Source organism: Nonomuraea sp. NPDC052265 (assembly GCF_044547985.1).
Classification (GTDB): domain Bacteria; phylum Actinomycetota; class Actinomycetes; order Streptosporangiales; family Streptosporangiaceae; genus Nonomuraea.
Genome location: NZ_JBIUBJ010000003.1, coordinates 196554 through 213113, shown reverse-complemented (window position 1 = coordinate 213113; position 16560 = coordinate 196554). Strand labels below are relative to the sequence as shown.

The 16560-nt window shown below is 73.0% G+C and carries 18 protein-coding genes; 7 read left to right on the top strand and 11 right to left on the bottom strand.

Translation table 11 applies throughout. The annotated features are described in order from the left end of the window. Positions 1-172: 172 nt before the first annotated feature. A complete protein-coding gene (locus ACIHAD_RS10465; RefSeq protein WP_397354093.1) occupies positions 173-1072 on the bottom strand; it encodes a lactonase family protein in 900 nt (299 codons plus the stop codon). A gap of 94 nt (positions 1073-1166) precedes the next feature. Here ACIHAD_RS10465 and ACIHAD_RS10460 point away from each other — a divergent pair, with 94 nt between their 5' ends. Then, a complete protein-coding gene (locus ACIHAD_RS10460; RefSeq protein ID WP_397354092.1) occupies positions 1167-2024 on the top strand; it encodes a GNAT family N-acetyltransferase in 858 nt (285 codons plus the stop codon). A gap of 29 nt (positions 2025-2053) precedes the next feature. Here ACIHAD_RS10460 and ACIHAD_RS10455 read toward each other — a convergent pair whose 3' ends face one another. Together ACIHAD_RS10455 and ACIHAD_RS10450 are read right to left on the bottom strand one after the other, a co-directional pair. Further along, positions 2054-3076 (bottom strand): alkaline phosphatase PhoX, encoded by a 1023-nt coding sequence (locus ACIHAD_RS10455; protein ID WP_397354091.1) that lies wholly within the window; start codon positions 3074-3076, stop codon positions 2054-2056. A gap of 239 nt (positions 3077-3315) precedes the next feature. Continuing rightward, the gene (locus ACIHAD_RS10450; protein ID WP_397354090.1) at positions 3316-3783 is read right to left on the bottom strand and encodes a DNA starvation/stationary phase protection protein; all 468 of its coding nucleotides are present in this window, start codon (positions 3781-3783) and stop codon (positions 3316-3318) included. Between the two features lie 115 nt (positions 3784-3898). Between ACIHAD_RS10450 and ACIHAD_RS10445 the strand changes: the two genes are divergently transcribed. From ACIHAD_RS10445 to mmuM, 3 genes are all read left to right on the top strand, one after another. Beyond that, positions 3899-4597: a helix-turn-helix domain-containing protein gene (locus tag ACIHAD_RS10445; RefSeq protein WP_397354089.1), complete on the top strand. Its 699-nt coding sequence runs from the start codon at positions 3899-3901 to the stop codon at positions 4595-4597. Continuing rightward, complete coding sequence (locus ACIHAD_RS10440; protein WP_397354088.1) at positions 4594-7104, top strand: VIT domain-containing protein; 2511 nt, start codon at positions 4594-4596, stop codon at positions 7102-7104. Before ACIHAD_RS10445 ends, ACIHAD_RS10440 begins: the two co-directional genes overlap by 4 nt. A 413-nt stretch (positions 7105-7517) precedes the next feature. Next, a complete protein-coding gene (gene mmuM / locus ACIHAD_RS10435; protein WP_397354087.1) occupies positions 7518-8384 on the top strand; it encodes a homocysteine S-methyltransferase in 867 nt (288 codons plus the stop codon). Between the two features lie 175 nt (positions 8385-8559). Here mmuM and ACIHAD_RS10430 read toward each other — a convergent pair whose 3' ends face one another. Beyond that, positions 8560-8988 carry a DoxX family protein gene (locus ACIHAD_RS10430; protein ID WP_397354086.1) on the bottom strand — a complete coding sequence of 143 codons (429 nt, stop codon included), beginning with the start codon at positions 8986-8988 and terminating at the stop codon, positions 8560-8562. Between the two features lie 80 nt (positions 8989-9068). Here ACIHAD_RS10430 and ACIHAD_RS10425 point away from each other — a divergent pair, with 80 nt between their 5' ends. Beyond that, positions 9069-9524, top strand: a complete 456-nt coding sequence (locus ACIHAD_RS10425) for a MarR family winged helix-turn-helix transcriptional regulator (RefSeq protein WP_397354085.1) — start codon at positions 9069-9071, stop codon at positions 9522-9524. Positions 9525-9546: 22 nt separating this feature from the next. Here ACIHAD_RS10425 and ACIHAD_RS10420 read toward each other — a convergent pair whose 3' ends face one another. Further along, complete coding sequence (locus ACIHAD_RS10420; RefSeq protein ID WP_397354084.1) at positions 9547-10254, bottom strand: lysophospholipid acyltransferase family protein; 708 nt, start codon at positions 10252-10254, stop codon at positions 9547-9549. A gap of 147 nt (positions 10255-10401) precedes the next feature. Here ACIHAD_RS10420 and ACIHAD_RS10415 point away from each other — a divergent pair, with 147 nt between their 5' ends. Both ACIHAD_RS10415 and ACIHAD_RS10410 read left to right on the top strand, forming a co-directional pair. Beyond that, positions 10402-11160, top strand: coding sequence for an alpha/beta hydrolase (locus ACIHAD_RS10415; protein ID WP_397354083.1), 759 nt, complete (start codon positions 10402-10404; stop codon positions 11158-11160). 46 nt (positions 11161-11206) lie between these two features. Next, positions 11207-11680 carry a hypothetical protein gene (locus ACIHAD_RS10410; RefSeq protein WP_397354082.1) on the top strand — a complete coding sequence of 158 codons (474 nt, stop codon included), beginning with the start codon at positions 11207-11209 and terminating at the stop codon, positions 11678-11680. Between the two features lie 9 nt (positions 11681-11689). On the opposite strand, the gene ACIHAD_RS10405 is transcribed toward ACIHAD_RS10410, so the two are convergent. Genes ACIHAD_RS10405 through ACIHAD_RS10380 form a run of 6 tightly spaced genes read right to left on the bottom strand, consistent with a single transcriptional unit; the run spans position 11690 to position 16517 of the window. Further along, positions 11690-12796 carry a hypothetical protein gene (locus ACIHAD_RS10405; protein WP_397354081.1) on the bottom strand — a complete coding sequence of 369 codons (1107 nt, stop codon included), beginning with the start codon at positions 12794-12796 and terminating at the stop codon, positions 11690-11692. A gap of 37 nt (positions 12797-12833) precedes the next feature. Next, on the bottom strand, positions 12834-13493 hold the full coding sequence (locus ACIHAD_RS10400) for an endonuclease/exonuclease/phosphatase family protein (protein ID WP_397354080.1): 660 nt from the start codon (positions 13491-13493) through the stop codon (positions 12834-12836). A gap of 39 nt (positions 13494-13532) precedes the next feature. Then, positions 13533-14465 (bottom strand): ROK family glucokinase, encoded by a 933-nt coding sequence (locus tag ACIHAD_RS10395; RefSeq protein ID WP_397354079.1) that lies wholly within the window; start codon positions 14463-14465, stop codon positions 13533-13535. A gap of 13 nt (positions 14466-14478) precedes the next feature. Then, the gene (locus ACIHAD_RS10390) at positions 14479-14874 is read right to left on the bottom strand and encodes a hypothetical protein (RefSeq protein ID WP_397354078.1); all 396 of its coding nucleotides are present in this window, start codon (positions 14872-14874) and stop codon (positions 14479-14481) included. Positions 14875-14913: 39 nt separating this feature from the next. Then, on the bottom strand, positions 14914-16077 hold the full coding sequence (locus ACIHAD_RS10385) for an ArsA family ATPase (protein WP_397354077.1): 1164 nt from the start codon (positions 16075-16077) through the stop codon (positions 14914-14916). Then, complete coding sequence (locus ACIHAD_RS10380) at positions 16074-16517, bottom strand: SRPBCC family protein (RefSeq protein ID WP_397354076.1); 444 nt, start codon at positions 16515-16517, stop codon at positions 16074-16076. Before ACIHAD_RS10380 ends, ACIHAD_RS10385 begins: the two co-directional genes overlap by 4 nt. Between the last annotated feature and the right edge of the window lie 43 nt (positions 16518-16560).

Below are 16560 nucleotides of genomic sequence, written 5' to 3'. Positions count from 1 at the left end.
GCCCGGCGGCCCGGGGCCCCCACCCCGCGCGGGGCGGGGCCCGTGGCCCCCTCCGGCGGGCGCGCCCGGGGGGGGGGGGGCCCCCCGGCCGGGGGGGGGGGGGGGGCCCCGCCCCCCCCCACGACTTGGTCAACTTCTTACACGGGCCCGTCCCCGCACGGGCCGCGCCCTCCTACGCGGGCAGCACGCAGGACGGGCTGGGCACCTCGTACGACTGCCCGGCCGGTTCGGGCACCCCGTCCTTGAGGGGGAACACGGTCACCTGGCCGGAGTTCTGGTTGGCGACGTACAGGCGGTCGCCGGCGATGGCGAAGTGCCGGGGCCAGTCGCCGCCCGAGGGCACCTCGGCCACCGGGGACAGGTCTTCGGCGCGCAGCACCGACACCGTGTTCGGCCCGCGGTTGGCGACGTAGACCAGGTCGCCGTCGAGCTGCAGGTGGGAGGGCGCGTTGTCGCCGCCGGCGCGCGAGGCGGGGACGACGGTGCGACGCTCGCCGTCGATGAGGGTCACGGTGCCGTCCAGCTCGCCGGCCACGTACAGGCGGTCGCCGGCGAAGGCGAAGTGGCGGGGGCCGGTGCCGGGGGCCAGGGTGATCGGGTCGAGCGGGGAGCCGTCCGGGCGGTAGCGGCGGATCTCGTCGGTGCCCAGGTCGGAGACGTGCAGGACGTCCTCGTGGAAGACGCACATGTGGGCGTGCGGGCCGGCCTGGCGGTCGGGGTCGGGGCCCGAGCCCTCGTGCCGCAGGACGATCGGGTCGCCGGTGAAGGCGCCCCGCTCGTCCAGGTGGTGCAGGCCGGCGGTGCCGTCGCCGTAGTTGGCCACGGCCAGCAGGGTCCCCGAGGGGTGGACGGCGAGGTGGCAGGGGCTGTCGCCGTCGCTGGACCGTTCGTCCAGCGGGGACAGGCCGCCCTCCATGGTGAAGGCGGTGAGCCAGCCGCGCCGCAACTCGCCCACCGCGTACAACACCGGCAGGGTGGGGTGCGCGGCCAGGAACGACGGCGAGGCCACGCGGGTCAGCTCGCCGCCCACCGTGACGATGCCGGGGCCGTAGCCGCCTATGTACAGGTTCACAACGGGATCCTTCTTATGGTTGACTAGAGCAATGAATTCGTTGACGGAGGCAAGGGTTTCTGAGGTCAGAGCCTTCAACCGGTTCTATACGAAAGTGATCGGCGTCCTCCAGGCAGGCATGCTCGACTCGCCCTACTCGCTGACGGAAGTCAGGGTGCTGTTCGAGCTCGCGCACGCCGAGAGCATGGAGACCGGCGAGCTGCGCGGCCTGCTCGACCTCGACGCGGGCTACCTGAGCCGGATCCTGGCCCGTTTCGAGGGCGACGGGCTGGTGTCCCGCGAGCGGTCGGCCGCCGACGCCCGCAAGCAGCTCGTACGGCTGACCGAGGCCGGCGCCGCCACCTTCGCCGGGCTGGACCGCCGCTCGGCCGAGGAGATCGAGCGCCTGCTCGGCGGCCTGCCCGAGGAGGACCAGGCGCTCCTGGTCGGCGGCATGGCGACGATCAGGCGACTGCTCGGCGAGCCCTCCGCCCGCTCGTACGTGATCAGGCCCCCGCGGACGGGCGACCTGGGCTGGGTCGCCTACCGGCACGGCGCCCTCTACAGCGAGGAGTACGGCTGGGGCACCGAGTTCGAGCAGCTCGTGGCCAGGATCGTGGGCGCCTACGACCCCGCCCGCGACGCCGGCTGGATCGCCGAGGTGGACGGCGAGCGCGCCGGATGCGTGTTCTGCGTGCACCAGGACGACACGACGGCCAAGCTGCGCATGCTGCTGGTCGAGCCGTCGGCGCGGGGGCTGGGGATCGGGCGGCGCCTGGTGACCGAGTGCCTGCGCCACGCCAGGGCGCGCGGCTACCGGCGGATCACGTTGTGGACGCGCGACTGCCTGGTGAGCGCTCGGCGCATCTACCAGACGGCCGGGTTCGAGCTGGAGTCGGCGGAGAAGGGCCTGGAGAACGGCGTCGAGGTCACCGAGGAGATGTGGTCGCTCGACCTCGCGGCCACCGGTTGAGCGGCCCGGCCTGAGCCGAGGACGTCCGGTCAGGGGCGGAAGGGGCCGCCGACCTCGAAGGTGTGGCCCTCGGTACGGCCCCGCCTGGCCGAGAAGTAGAGCCGGTCGCCCCTCGGCGAGAACGCCAGCCCGGTGAGCTCGGCCCCGTCGTGCCCGGTGAGCCGCAGGAACGGCGTGACGGCCCGGTCGGGGGCGATGACGTCGATCTCCGTCGTCTCCCTGGCCACGTAGAGGTCGCCCGAGGGCGCGGCCGTGATCGCGCGCACGCCCTCGCACAGCCGGTCGAGCGTGGAGGTCTGCGCGTCGTAGGCCCACAGGCCGGTGTCGCCCTTGGTGGTGAAGTAGCAGACGCCGCCCGCGTAGTGGCAGCCGTCGCCGCCGTCGAAGTGGCGGGCGTCCTCGACCTGGTGGCGGGCCGCGGTGAGCAGGGCGGCGGGGGAGGGCACCGGCCGCCATCCGCCCGACGCGCACAGCACCTCCAGCGTGCCCTCCGTCAGGTCGCCCCAGTCGCCGGGCCGGAACCGGTAGAAGCAGCCGTCCTGCTCGTCCTCGGTCATGTAGACGACGCGCCGCTCGGGGTCGCAGGCGGCGGCCTCGTGCCTGAAGCGGCCCATGGCCAGGCGCGGACGGGCGGCGCGGGCGCCGTAGGGGTCGCACTCGAAGACGCGGCCGCGGTCGCCGAGCTCGCACGACAGCCAGGTGTGCCACGGCGTGGCGCCGCCCGCGCAGTTGAGGTCGGTGCCCGACAGGATGCGGTACGCGTCGGCGACCGAGCCGTCGGCCCGGAAGCGCACCGCGGAGGCGCCGCCGAGCAGGGGCAGCTCGGAGTTGGACACGTAGATCCAGCCGGCGCCGTCGGGGAAGCAGGCGCCGCCGTCGGGCGCGGCGTGCCAGGTGAGCCCGGCCACCTTGTCACCCGAACGCGCCACGACCCGGCCGGTGAAGCCCGGCGGCAGCGCGAGCCCGTCGGCGGACGCCGGCGTGAGCGGCCCGTACGGGCTGATGCCGCCCTGCAAGAGCGGGCCCGTGCGGAGGAGAGTCTTGTGGGACATCGTGGGGCCTCCTCTAGGTGCCACGCTAGTCGACCGCACCGACATGAATGGCAAGGACTCGTGACATCAAACTCTGTGCAAACCCCGCGCTCCGATCGCGGCGCGAGATCGTCGGCGGTCCCCGGACGATGCGTGACAGTCCGTACCCACTGCGCGGAAGATCGCCCACCTCGTCGGCGCGGACACGCGAAAGGCCCGGGCCGATGCCCGGGCCTTTCGCGTGTCCCTGCCGGCGGCGGTCAGCGCTGGGCCTGGAACATCCAGTGCTGCTTGTCGATGTCCTGCGTCACGGCGATGAGCAGGTCCTGGCTGACGGGGTCGGCCTCGTCGGTGGCGCGGATGCGCTCGTACATGCGCTTGCTGATGCCGTCGAGGATGTCGGTGACGGTCGCCACGACCTTGCCGTCCTCCAGCCAGCCGCGCTCGGGCTGCTGGAGCTGGGTGGACCTGGCGACGGTCGCCGAGCGTCCGTCGGGGTTCACGCCGAGGGCGACGGCACGCTCGGCGATGGTGTCCATGTGGGTACGGGCCAGGTCGGTCAGCTCGTCAAGCTGGAGGTGAATCGGGCGGAAATGGGGGCCGACGAGGTTCCAGTGCGCCTGCTTGGCGATCAGCGACAGATCGATCAGATCGACAAGGGCGCCTTGCAGGGCTTCGGCGACAGTGTTCTTGGCGTCACCCGAGAGCGGACCGGTGATCGTAGCCATGTCGTATTTCCTCCCCTTCAGTCGTGCTTGCCCCTTTTACAACGTCATCCGGGGCTCGATTCTTCCGATCTTTCCGTCATTGACAGTGCAATAGTGACAGTGTCATTGTGGAGGTATGAGCGACACCTGGACCATCGGCGAGCTGGCCGAGCATGCGGCGCGGGCGCTGCGCGCCGGCGCGCAGCCGGTCAACGGCCGGGTCCGCGATGTGCCTGGGGAGCGCCTGATCAGGTGGTACACCACCATCGGCCTCGTGGACCCGCCCCTGACCCGGCGCGGCAGGATCGCCCGTTACGGCCGGCGGCACCTGCTGCAACTCGTGGCCGTCAAACGCATGCAGGCGGCGGGGCACTCGATCGCCGAGATCCAGACGGCGCTGGCCGGGGCGACGAACACGATGCTGGCGACGGCCGCCGGTCTGGCCGACGTGCCGTCCCCGGGTGAGGGCCCGCGTCCCCGGCCGGAGAGGCCGCCCTTCGCGGGGCCCGCGTCCGTGACCGCGACCACGCACGGAGCCCTCGACGGCGAGGCGCGCGACGCGCGGCAACCGCCGGGCGGGCGGGCCGGCGGCGACGCGGGCCGGGGGCGGTTCTGGGCCGACCGGCCGAGCCGCCCCGCCCCGGGCGGCGGCCCCGAAGACGTGGCCCGGCACGATCAGCGGCAGCCCGGCGGGGTGGTCGCCGGGGTCGCGCTCGGGGACGGGGTGCGGGTTCTGTGGGACGGGGGGCGGCCTCCGTCCGAGGAGGACGTTCAGGCGGTGCTGGCGGCGGCGGGACCGCTGCTCGCGGTGCTCGTAGAGAGGAGACTGCTGTGAAGATCACTTCGCTGGAGCCCGCACGGTGCCTGCCGGTGCCGGACGCCGGGTTCGGCGCGCTGCTGACCGAGCGCGGCAACCTGCCGCTGGAGAGCGTGGACGTCCACGCCGACATCTCCGGGCTCGTCGCCGGGGTCGAGGTCGAACAGGGGTTCCGCAACCCGTTCGACGTCACGCTGGAGGCGACCTACGTCTTCCCGCTGCCCGACCGGGCGGCGGTGACGGGGTTCAGGATGGAGGCCGACGACCGGGTCGTGGAGGGCGTGCTGAAGGAGCGCGGCCAGGCCAGGGCCGACTACGACCAGGCGCTGCGCGAGGGCAGGCGGGCGGCCATCGCCGAGGAGGACCGGCCCGACGTGTTCACGATCAGGGTGGGCAACATCCTGCCCGGCGAACGCGTCTCGGTCAGGCTGAGTTTGAGCCAGCCGCTCCCCTACGAGGACGGCGCGGCGACGTTCCGCTTCCCGCTCGTCGTGGCCCCGCGGTACGTCCCCGGCACCCCGCTCGACGGCGACCCGGCGGGGTCGGGGGTGGCGCCGGACACCGACGCCGTGCCCGACGCGTCCAGGATCACGCCGCCGGTGCTGCTGCCCGGCTTCCCCAGCCCGGTGCGTCTCTCGCTCACCGCCCGCGTCGACGCCTCCGGCCTCGACCTGCGGGAGCTGGCCTCCAGCCTGCACGTGGTCGAGGAGGAGGACCACACCGTACGCCTGCGTCCCGGCGAGCGGCTCGACCGGGACTTCGTCCTGCGCCTGTCGTTCGAGGCGTCCACGTCGTTGCAGTTCGACGGCCGGGGGACGTTCGCGCTCACCGTCGTCCCACCCGCGCTCCAGGCCGCCCGCGCGCCGCGGGACGTGGTGCTGGTGCTCGACCGTTCGGGCAGCATGGGCGGCTGGAAGATGGTCGCGGCGCGGCGGGCGGCGGCGCGCATCGTCGACACGCTGACCGCGCACGACCGCTTCGGCGTGCTGACGTTCGACTCGGTGGTCGAGGCGGCGTTCGAGGGGCTGGTGGAGGCGTCCGACCGCAACCGGTACCGCGCGGTCGAGCACCTCGCGCGGGTCGACGCGCGCGGCGGCACCGAGCTGCTCGAACCGCTGCGCCGCGCCATCGCGCTCCTCGGCCCGCCCGGCGACAGGGAGCGGGTGCTGGTGCTGGTCACCGACGGCCAGGTGGGCAACGAGGACCAGATCCTGGAGCAGACCGGCGGCGCGCTGTCGGCGATGCGGGTGCACACGGTCGGGATCGACAGGGCGGTGAACGCCGGGTTCCTCGGCAGGCTCGCCGGGCTCGGCGCGGGCCGGTGCGAGCTGGTCGAGTCGGAGGACCGGCTCGACGCGGCGATGGAGCAGATCCACCGCAGGATCGGCGCGCCGCTGGTGACGGACCTGTCCCTGAAGGGGCTGGAGACCGAGCCGGACACCGTCACCCATCTCGGCTCGATCTTCCCGGGGGTGCCGCTTCGTGTGTACGGGCGGTGCCGCGAGGGCGCCGAGGCCGTCACCGTACGCGGGACGTCGGCCGAGGGGCCGTGGGAGGAGCAGGTCACGGGGGTGACCACGGACAGTCCCGCCCTCCGTGCCGTCTGGGCCCGCGCCCACCTGCGCGAGCTGGAGGACCGGTACGCCATGGGCGAGCACGGTCTGGAGTCGCGGATCCTGGCGGTCTCCCTGGACAACGGCGTGCTGTGCCGGTTCACGGCGTACGTGGCGATCGACACCCGGCAGGTCGCCGAGGGCGGGCCCGAGCATCGGGTCATCCAGCCGGTCGAGCCGCCCAGCGGGTGGGAACTGCCGCCGAACCCGTCCATGGGCTTCGTGGCGCAGGCCATGACGATGGCGCGTCCGGCGAGCGCTTCCCGCATGATGCCGCCGTCCCCGGCCTTCGACCAGGGCTTCGGCGTTCCCGACCCGCCGGCCGGCGGCGGGCCCGCCCCTTCCCCGGCCGAGGCCGCCTTCCCGGCCCCGTCTTCGGGCGGTGGCCCCGCCGGACCTCCGCCGCCCGGTTCCGGTGGCCCCGGGTACGGGGGTTCGCCGAAGTTCGCGCCTCCCGTGTCGCCGCGCCCGGCGCACCGGCTGGAGTCGGTCAGGCCGCAGCTGAAGGCCGAACTGGACCGGCTCAAGGCGATGCGCCTGCCGGACGCGCTGTACCTGGCCGACCTGGGCTCCCGTCTGGCGGCGCTGGCCGCGTACCTGGGCGGGAACGAGGCGCTGACGGCACTGGCCCGCGACCTGGAGGCGGCCGAGCGTCCGGGCACGGACGTCCGGGCTCTGCACGACCACGCCGTCGACGTCCTCGCCACCCTCACCGGCACCTCGCGCGCCCCCGGCGACCCCGTCCCGCCGGACGGCCCCATCGCCCCGGGGGACCCGTTCCCCAAGGGCGGCCCGCTCGCCCCCGGCGACCCCGTCCCTCCCACCGGCCCGCCGCTCCCAGGGGACCCGGGCGATCCCCTCGGCGACCCCGGCTCCGGAAAGCGCCGCGGCCCCTTCTGGAAACGCCGCTGACACCGCGGGCAGCGCTGCGCAGTAGCGCAGCGCTGCCCGCCGGTGGCCCGCCCCCGGGACGGGTGCGTCTCGCCCGAGGACACACTGGGCGAATACCGAATAGCCGGCTAACGGCTCCAGCCATGCCGCACCGGACTCGACGGCATCGCCCTTTCAAATTCGGGATACTTCGCCGATTTCACGGAAAACTCGGCCCGATAATGCGCGATCCCTGCGCCATGCGCGGCAGCGCGCACCCGAGCCGGACGGCGTCCCACGACGCCCCGCCACCACACGGACGACGGCCACACCCGCCGCGCGAGCATTATGAATTCCGCACGCACGATATCTTCGTCGCGATATTCACGCGCTCTCAGGAAAAGGCGTGCCATTCCCATGCGCCATCATCCCCCGCGGCCTCCTATTCTGGACGGGTGAGCACACTCGTCCTGGACGGCGGCCTGTCCACGCATCTGGAGTCGCTCGGCGCGGATCTGCGCGACGAGCTCTGGTCGGCGCGCCTGCTGCTGGAGCAGCCCGAGCTGATCAGGCGGGTGCACGCCGACTACTACGCCGCGGGCGCCGACGTGGCGACCACGGCGAGCTACCAGGCCACCATCCCGGGCTTCCAGCGGCGCGGGCTCGACCGGTCCGAGGCCGAGCGGCTGATCAGGCTGTCGGTCGAGCTGGCCGGGCAGGCTCGCGACGAGGCCGGTCACGGCCTGGTGGCGGCCTCGGTCGGCCCCTACGGCGCCTACCTGGCCAACGGCGCCGAGTACACCGGCGACTACGACCTCGACGAGGACGGCCTGCTGGCCTGGCACCGTCCGCGCTGGGAGATCCTGGCCGCCGCCGGCGCCGACCTGCTGGCCTGCGAGACCATCCCGTCGTACGCCGAGGCTCGCGCGCTGGCCGGGCTGCTGGCCTCCACGCCGGAGGTCAAGGCGTGGGTGAGCTTCTCCTGCCGCGACGCCGAGCGGATCAACGACGGCACCCCGATCGACCGGGCCGCCGCGCTGTTCTCCGGCAACCCGCAGGTGGTGGCGGTGGGCGTCAACTGCACGGCGCCGCGGCACATCCCCGGCCTGGTCGCCCGCCTGTCCGGCGGCCTGCCCGTCGTCGTCTACCCCAACTCGGGCGAGACGTGGGACGCCGAGCGGCGCCGGTGGCTGGGGCTGTCCGACCCGGTGGAGTACGGCCTGGCCGCCAAGGAATGGGAACGCGCCGGGGCGTCGCTGATCGGCGGCTGCTGCCGTACGACCCCCGACCACATCAGGCAGATCCGCGCCCACCTGACCTGAGCCCCCCGCGCGACATCGGCGCCCCCGCACGCCCGAAGAGCCGCGCGGCCGTTGCCGCGGTTTGCCGGCGGCCGTGGGGCCCTCGCGTACGTCGCGCCGAGAGGGCGGCCCGCGCGGGCCTCGCGCACGCCTTACCGATGGTGTGGCTGCGCGAGGGCCGCGGGCGGCCCGGAGGCTAGGCGGTGGCCGGGGCGGGGGTGCGGCGGCGGGCCAGGAGGGTGTCGAGCGACAGGGCGCCGCCGCCGGTGAATCCCACCGCCAGGCTCGCCGCCGCCAGCGCGAGGACGAACTCGTAACCGCCCTCACCGGCGCCGAAGCCGTTGGAGCCGTGGACGAACACCACCGCGCCGATCATGTCGAGGGCCAGCAGCGTGCCCGCGACCGGCAGGGCGGCGCCGAGGATCAGTGCGATCCCGCCGGCCACCTCCAGCACCGCCACGGCGGGTGCGGCCACCCCGGCCAGCGGGATGCCCGCGGACTCGAAGAACTTCGCGGTGCCCGCGATGCCCATGTCGGCGAACTTCTGGTAGCCGTGCACCAGGAAGATCACCCCGACGGCGATCCTGGCCAGCAGCAACGCGACGGGACGCGCCCGGTCGATCATGGACCCTCCAAGGGAGTCGTTCAGATTTGAACAACCACTCTACCGGTAGTTCAAAACTGAACAACAAGTACACTTGGGACGTGACGGACACCCGCTGGCTCGACGAGACGGAGATGGCCGCCTGGCGCGCCTTCCTGTCGGCCTCCCACCTGCTCGAACGGCGCATCGAGGAGCAGCTCAAGGCCGCGGCCGGGCTGACGCACCCGCAGTACGAGATCCTGGTGCGGCTGTCGGACGCCCCCGGCCGCCAGATGCGCATGACCGAGCTGGCCCGGGGCGTGGTGGTGTCGAAGAGCGCGCTGACGTACCAGATCACGCAGTTGGAGAAGGCGGGGCTGGTGGAGCGGGCCACCTGCCCCTCCGACGACCGCGGGGTGCTGGCCGTGCTCACCGAGGCGGGCGGGCGCTGCCTGGAACGCGTCGCGCCCGGGCACGTGGCGGTCGTGCGGGACTACCTGATCGACCGGCTCAGCCGCGCCGAGCTGACCTCACTGACCAGCGCGATGACGAAAAGCGAACAGGCCCTCAGGACCTGACGGGGAACAAGGGAACGGGCCCTCAGGAGGCGGCCTTGGCGGCGGCGCGGGCGGCACGTTCCATCTCGACCCTGGCGCTGGCGGCGTACTTGTCGACGTACTCCTGGCCGGACAGCTCCATCAGCGCGTACATGATCTCGTCGGTGACCGCGCGCAGGACCAGCCGGTCGTCCTCCATGCCGTAGTAGCGGGAGAAGTCGAGCGGCTTGCCGAACCTGACGCCCGGACGGATGCCCAGCTTGGGGAAGGGACGCCCGGGCGGCATCATCTCGTACGTGTTGACCATGGCCCACGGGATGACCGGCACGCGCGACTCCAGCGCGAGCCGGGCCACGCCGGTCTTGCCCTTGTAGAGGCGGCCGTCGGGCGAACGCGTGCCCTCGGGGTAGATGCCCAGGATGTTGCCCTCGCGCAGGACGCGCAGGCCGGTGCGCAGCGCGGCCTCGCTGGCCTTGCCGCCGGAGCGGTCGATCGGCACGGTGCCGACGCCGCTGAAGAACAGCCGGGTGAAGAAGCCCTTGAGGCCGGTGCCCGTGAAGTAGTCGGCCTTGCCGAGCGAGATCACCTTGCGGCGGATCTGCAGCGGGCCGAAGAAGTGGTCGGCGAAGGAGAGGTGGTTTCCGGCCAGGATCACGGGCCCCTGCTTGGGTACGTTGTCCCCACCCTCCGTCCACGGACGGAAGAGCATGAGGATCGGCTTCAAGATGGCCTTGACCACCCAGTAGAACACCCGGCCACCTCTTCCCCAGGACATCATGATTGAGCAGAGTCATCTTCCCATCCCTGGCGAGATGCAACTACACCAGCTCTCGCACAATCACCCCGGAACGTGCGACGATCGGGCAGTTCCGGGATGAAATTGCGTGGAGGAGCTGTTATGCCGCTCATGCCAGGCGCGGAGCCCTACCACCACCAAGCGGGTCAGGTCGGTGTGCTGCTCTGCCATGGGTTCACCGGCACGCCGCAGTCGCTGCGGCCGTGGGCCGAATACCTGGCCGGGCATGGGGTCAGCGTCTCGCTGCCCCGCCAGCCCGGGCACGGCACCACGTGGCAGGAGATGAACCGCACCCGCTGGGAAGACTGGTACGCCGAGGTGGAGAAGGCGTTCGCCGACCTCCAGGGGCGTTGCGCGGAGATGTTCGTGGCGGGCCTGTCGCTGGGCGGCTGCCTGGCGCTGCGGCTGGCCGAGGTGCACGGTGACGCGGTCAGGGGCGTGGTGGTGGTCAACCCGTCCATCGCCAGTGACGTGCCGCTGCTGAGGCTGGCGCCGCTGCTGAAGTGGTTCCTGCCGTCGGTGCCCGGCGTCGCCAACGACGTCAAGAAGCCCGGCGTGACCGAGCTGGCCTACGCCCGCACGCCCGTCAAGGCGGCCGCGTCGCTGCCGGGGCTGTGGTCGCTGGTGCAGGCCGACCTGGGGAAGGTCACCCAGCCGCTGCTGGTCTTCCACAGCCGGGACGACCACGTGGTGAAACCGACGAGTGTGGCGATCATTCGCCAGAAGGTCCCGCAGGCCACGATCGAGGAGCTTACCGATAGCTACCATGTTGCGACGCTTGACAACGATGCCGACAGGATCTTTGCCGGTAGCCTCGACTTCATCCGGACACATGCCTCGGTACCCTTGCAGAGGGACTGATCGCACCCAGGGGGAAGTCGCGATCGCTGCGGAGAGGCCCATCTAGGTGACGCCCCAGAGTGACGAGGACGAGGTCTGGCGGCAGATCGTCGCGTCCTTCAACGACACAGCCGAGCGCGACTCGGCCGACCAGCCATGGCCGGACAGCGAGAACGTGCCCGCCGAGCCCACCCGCAGGGTGGTCAAACCCTCCGAGGAGCTCGAACCCGACCAGGACGAGCCCGACCGCGAGCCCGACCACGACCCCGGCCACGACCGGGACGAGGATGACGAGGGGCACTTCGAGCCTCCTCCCCCGCCGCCGCTGCCCAAGCTCGACCTGCCCACCAAGCTGGCCTGGGTGGCCCTGTTCGGCGGGCCCGCCTACCTGCTGGTGGCCGCGATGGCGAGCTGGCAGATGGAGGGCTGGGCGCTGTTCACCGCGGTGGCGGCGTTCATCGGCGGGTTCGTGGCGCTGGTCGTGCGCATGGGCGACGGCCCGCCCAACGACTCGGGCTGGGACGACGGCGCCGTCCTGTAGGGCGGCCCGCTACGACTTGGCCGTGGTGGTGCGGGGGGCGAAGGACTCGACGACGTCGGAGTAGCGGTCGGCCGTGTCGACCGCGTGGCCGACCGCCCACAGCGCGCCCTTGCCTGCCAGGTAGGCCACCGCCTGGAGGCGTACGCTGCTGCGGCCCTTCTCGGCGGCGCCGCGGATGATCTGGCAGGCGTCCTTCTCGCAGCGCATCACGAACGGCTGGGCCGCCTGCTCCGGGTCGTAGCCGGTCATCCAGTAGCGGCCCTTGCCGTCGCCGGTGACGCCGTAGAGGCGGGCGCCGGTGGCGGGGATCGCCAGGCGCTGCCAGCGCTTGCCGTTCCAGGTGAGCACGAGCGGCGAGATCTCGCCGGGGCCGTGGTAGACGCCCCCCACGGCCACCGCCCGCTTGGAGTTGTCGACCTGGATGTCGCGCAGGTAGCCGCCGGGGACGGCGGGCACGGACATCGACTTCCAGGCCCCCGACGTGTAGTGCATGATCAGCGGCGCGCCGCCGGTGTCGCCGACGGCGAAGCCCGAGGCGACCGCGTAGAGCGCGCCCTTCTCCTTGGTCTGCTGGACGGTCCAGGTGTTGCCCTGGCCGCTCAGGATGAGCCCGTACTTCTCCCGGCTGCCGACCGCGACCACCCGGCCCGGCTTGGCGTCGATGCCGCCCAGCCAGTCACCGGCGTGCAGCCCCTGCGGCCGGACCCGGTCGAAGCCGGTGACGTCGCCGTGGGCCAGGTAGGGCAGGCCGTCGTGCCCGTCGCCGACCGCCCACACGTCGGAGGCCCCGGCGGCGGCCAGGCCGCGCAGGTTGCCCGCGGCGGTGGCGTCGCGCACGGCCACCTCGCTCCAGGAGGTGCCGTTCCAGTGGCGGATCGTGCCGCGGTTCTTCCAGACGTCCCAGATCTCCTGCTGGCCGACCGCCCACACGTCGCCCGGCGAGACCGCGAGCACGTCGGAGAGCGAGCCGTCCGCGTCGAGGCGCGCGCTCGTCGATTTCTGCCACGCCTCGGCGGCGGGGCGGGGCTCGGCATGCGCGGCGGGCGTGACCTGCGGCAAGGCCACGGACGTCGCCAGAAGGACGGAGAGCGCACGCCGCTGAGAGCGACGGGTCATGAGCAAATGCTACGGGCTGGCCCGGGCGGCTCGCCCGTCAGAGTCCAACCTGCAACTCGGCGAGCACCGGCAGATGGTCACTGGCCCCGGCCAGATCGGCGTTCCCGGCCGCCACTCCCCCGCAGGACAGGACGCGTGCCTCGCGCGCGGCGAACACCGCGTCGATGCGCTCGGCGGGCCGCGCGGCGGGAAAGGTCAGCCCGTCGCCCGAGGGCGCGACGGCGTGGCAGTCGGCCAGCCGGGCGGCCAGGAAACGCCAGGCCGGCTGGTGGCGCCGCTCGTTGACGTCGGCGCCGACCACGATCGCGGCGTCGTGCGCGGCGGCCACCCGTTCCATCAGGGACATGGCCTCGCCCGCGTGCCGCAGCCGGGCGGCGTGGTGGAGGTCGAGGTGGAGCGAGCCGACGGCCAGCCGCGCGCCGCCGATCTCGACGACGGCGACGGCGAGCACCCGCCGTTCCAGCCCGGGGAACGCCTTGAGCCGGTGGAGCCGCGCCTCCAGCACCCGGGCCCGCGGCCCGGCCAGCACGCACACGCCGCCGGCGCGTCCCGGCGTGGCCACGCGCAGCCCGCCGGCCTCGGCCAGGGCCCGGCGCCCGGCCCGCCACCGGGCGAACCTGGGCGCCTCCTGGACGCAGACCAGGTCGGCCCGCATCGCGGCGAGCACCCGGCGCAGCGCGGGCACGCTGTCGCGCATGCTCCGCACGTTGTACGAGGCGACCCTGACCAGCACGCGCTAGCGCCGCCTGGCCAGGTCGGCGGCCCCGACCACGCCCGCGGACGCGCCCAGCTCGGCCAGCCGGATCTCGGCGAGCGGCCGGTGGCCGTGGCCGGTGAGCTGCCTGGCGAACACCTCGCGGGCCTCGTCCAGGAACAGGTCGGCGGCCCGCGAGACGCCGCCGCCGACGATGAAGCAACCGGGGTCGAGCACGGCGGCCAGGTCGGCCATGCCCTGCCCGAGCCAGTCGGCCAGGCTGCGGAAGGCGGCCAGCGAGACCTTGTCGCCCAGCCGGGCGGCCTCGGTCACCTCCTCGCCCTCGATCCGGCCGCCGGACAGGCCGAGCAGGATCTCGGCGCGTTCGGGCTGCCGGGCCGCGATCTCCCTGGCCTCCTTGACCAGGGCCTGGCCGCTGGCGTACTGCTCCCAGCAGCCGATGTTGCCGCAGCCGCACACCCGGCCCTCGGGCACGACCTGCATGTGGCCGAGCTCGGCGCCCATGCCCCAGCGGCCGCGGTAGAGGGCGCCGTCGATGACGATGCCGCCGCCGATGCCGGTGCCGAGGGTCAGGCACACCACGTGGGACTGGCCGCGCCCGGCGCCGAACCTGGTCTCGCCCCAGGCCATGGCGTTGGCGTCGTTCTCGATCACGACGGGCAGGCCGACCAGGTCGCTGATCTTCTTCTGCAGCGGCTCCTCGCGCCAGGCGAGGTTGGGGGCGAAGCGCACGATCGAGCGGGTCTCGTCGACGAACCCGGCCGCGCCGACGCCGACCGCCTCGACGTCCCTGTCCCGTGACAACTCGCGGACGACGTCCGCGACCGTCTCGGCGACCACGTCGGGCCGGTCGGCCGCGGTCGGCCTGAGCGTGTGTTCGACGATCTCGCCGTTGTCGTCGACCACGCCCGCGGCGACCTTGGTACCGCCGATGTCGACACCGATCGTGAGCATGCCGCGTGTCTCCCTATCCCAGATCTATGTGTTCCACGTCGCCGCGATCGCGGTCACGGGTGTCGCGCGGCCCGCGGGGGGCGGGCCTGCTCAGCGCGTCGAACGCCCCGCGCACCGCGGCGAACAGCTCGCCGCCCGCGGCCACCAGGTGGCCGGTCACGTCGGAGCCCGACTCCCGCTGGGCCGCGATCGCCCGGCACACCGGGCAGGCGCGGCAGATGTACTCGTCGTGGGGCTCGGACACCGCCTCGCTCCACACGTCCTTCTCCTTGCGGGCGCCGCCGCCCGTGAAGGAGTTGTAGACGGTCTTGCCGACCTGGCGCGTGGCGCGCCCCTGGATCGTCTCGAACAGCTTGCGGGCCTCGTCGGCAACGGTGCCGATGGGATCCCTGTCATTGCTCTCGGTCATCTGGCCCTCCCTGCGTACGGTTCGCTCATCCTGCTCAACTCATTCGGAGGCGGATTCGCTCCCCACACTGAACCGTATTCTCAGGACGCCGTCGCGCAGCACGGCGGAGCCGATCTTCCGGCGGGCCAGCGCCGCGGGCAACGCCAGGATCCTGCGGTACGGGCCGGCGGTGATGATGAGCTCGTCGCCCTTGCGGGCCAGGTCGATGTCGTCGCGGTCGGCGCCGGGCAGGGCGAGCGTCAGCTCGTCGGCGCTCAGCCGCAGCGGCGGCTCGACGGCGGGCGCCGCGAACGGGTCGGCCTCGCCGTAGACGGAGGCGCCCACCTCGGCCAGCGCGCGCCGGCCGACCGGCTCGGCGGGCAGGTAGGGGATGGTGTGGACGGGCAGCGGCGCGAACGACTCCTCGGCCTCGGCCAGCAGCCTCGACTGGGCGCTCACCCACTTGGACCGCCACTCGTCGGCGCCGCCGGCCGGGAAGACGCGGTTGGCGATGACCGCGTCGACGCGGTAGCCGTAGAGGTTGAGCGAGGTGAGGGTGCGCCTGGCCTCGGCGAGCACCACGGCCTCCGGGGTGAGCACGAGCCGCACGGACGCGCTGTCGCCGGTGAGCAGCTCGCGCACCTCCATCAGGCCGCGGTGGAAGCGCTCGGCGGCGCTCATGACGTCCTCGCCCGGCGCGCTGACCCGGGCCACGCTGCGCACGAACGGCGAGACGATCTTGACGAGCTTGCGGCCGACCGGCATGAGCCGGGTGACGTGCCAGTCGAGCGCCTCGGGCAGGGCCAGCAGCCGCAGCGTCTCGGCGGTGGGGGCGCAGTCGATCACGATGACGTCCCAGGCGCCGTGGCGGGCGTGCTCGCGCAGTTCGAGGAGGGCGATGACCTCCTCGGCGCCGGGCAGCACGGTGATCTCCTCGGAGGTGATCTCGTCGAGGCCCAGCTCGGTGAGCACGCCCCTGGCGTAGTGCTGCAGCTCGCCCCAGTGGCGCTCCAGCGTCTTCTGCGTGTCGACCTGGTGCAGGTGCAGGCCCGGCGCGATCTCGCCGGGCTCGACGGCGAGCGCGTCGGCCAGCGAGTGGGCGGTGTCGGTGGAGACGATCAGCGTCTTGAGCCCGCGCTCGGCGGCCAGTGTGGCGGTCGCGGCGGCGGCGGTGGTCTTGCCCACGCCGCCCTTGCCGGTGAAGAGCAGGACCCGGGGGCTCACCGGGTACGGCCCTCGACGCGCTTCTTCAGGCCCTTGAGCGCGGTGTCCACGATCACCTTCTCGGCCTTGCGCTTGATCATCCCGATCATGGGCACCGTGAGGTCGACGGTGAGCTCGTACGTCACGTCGGTGCCTCTGCCCGTCTCGGCGAGCTGGTAACTTCCGCGCAGGTCGCCGACCATCCTGCCGGGCTCGACCACCTGCCAGCGCACGCCCTCGTCGCCTTCCCAGGTGTAGGCCAGGGTGTAGGTGTCGTTGATCACGCCCGCGTCGAGGACGAACCGCACCCGCTCGGCGCGCCCGTCGGGGCCCATGGCCACGACCTCGGCGCTCTTGATCGATCCTGCCCATTCCGGGTAGGCGGGGAAGTCGGCGATGACCGCCATGACCTCGGCGCGGCCGGCGCCGATGGTGGTGCTCGAAGTGGTGCGATCAGCCATGCGACCACCGTAATGCAGAATCCGCCCGTTGCGGCGGAGCGCC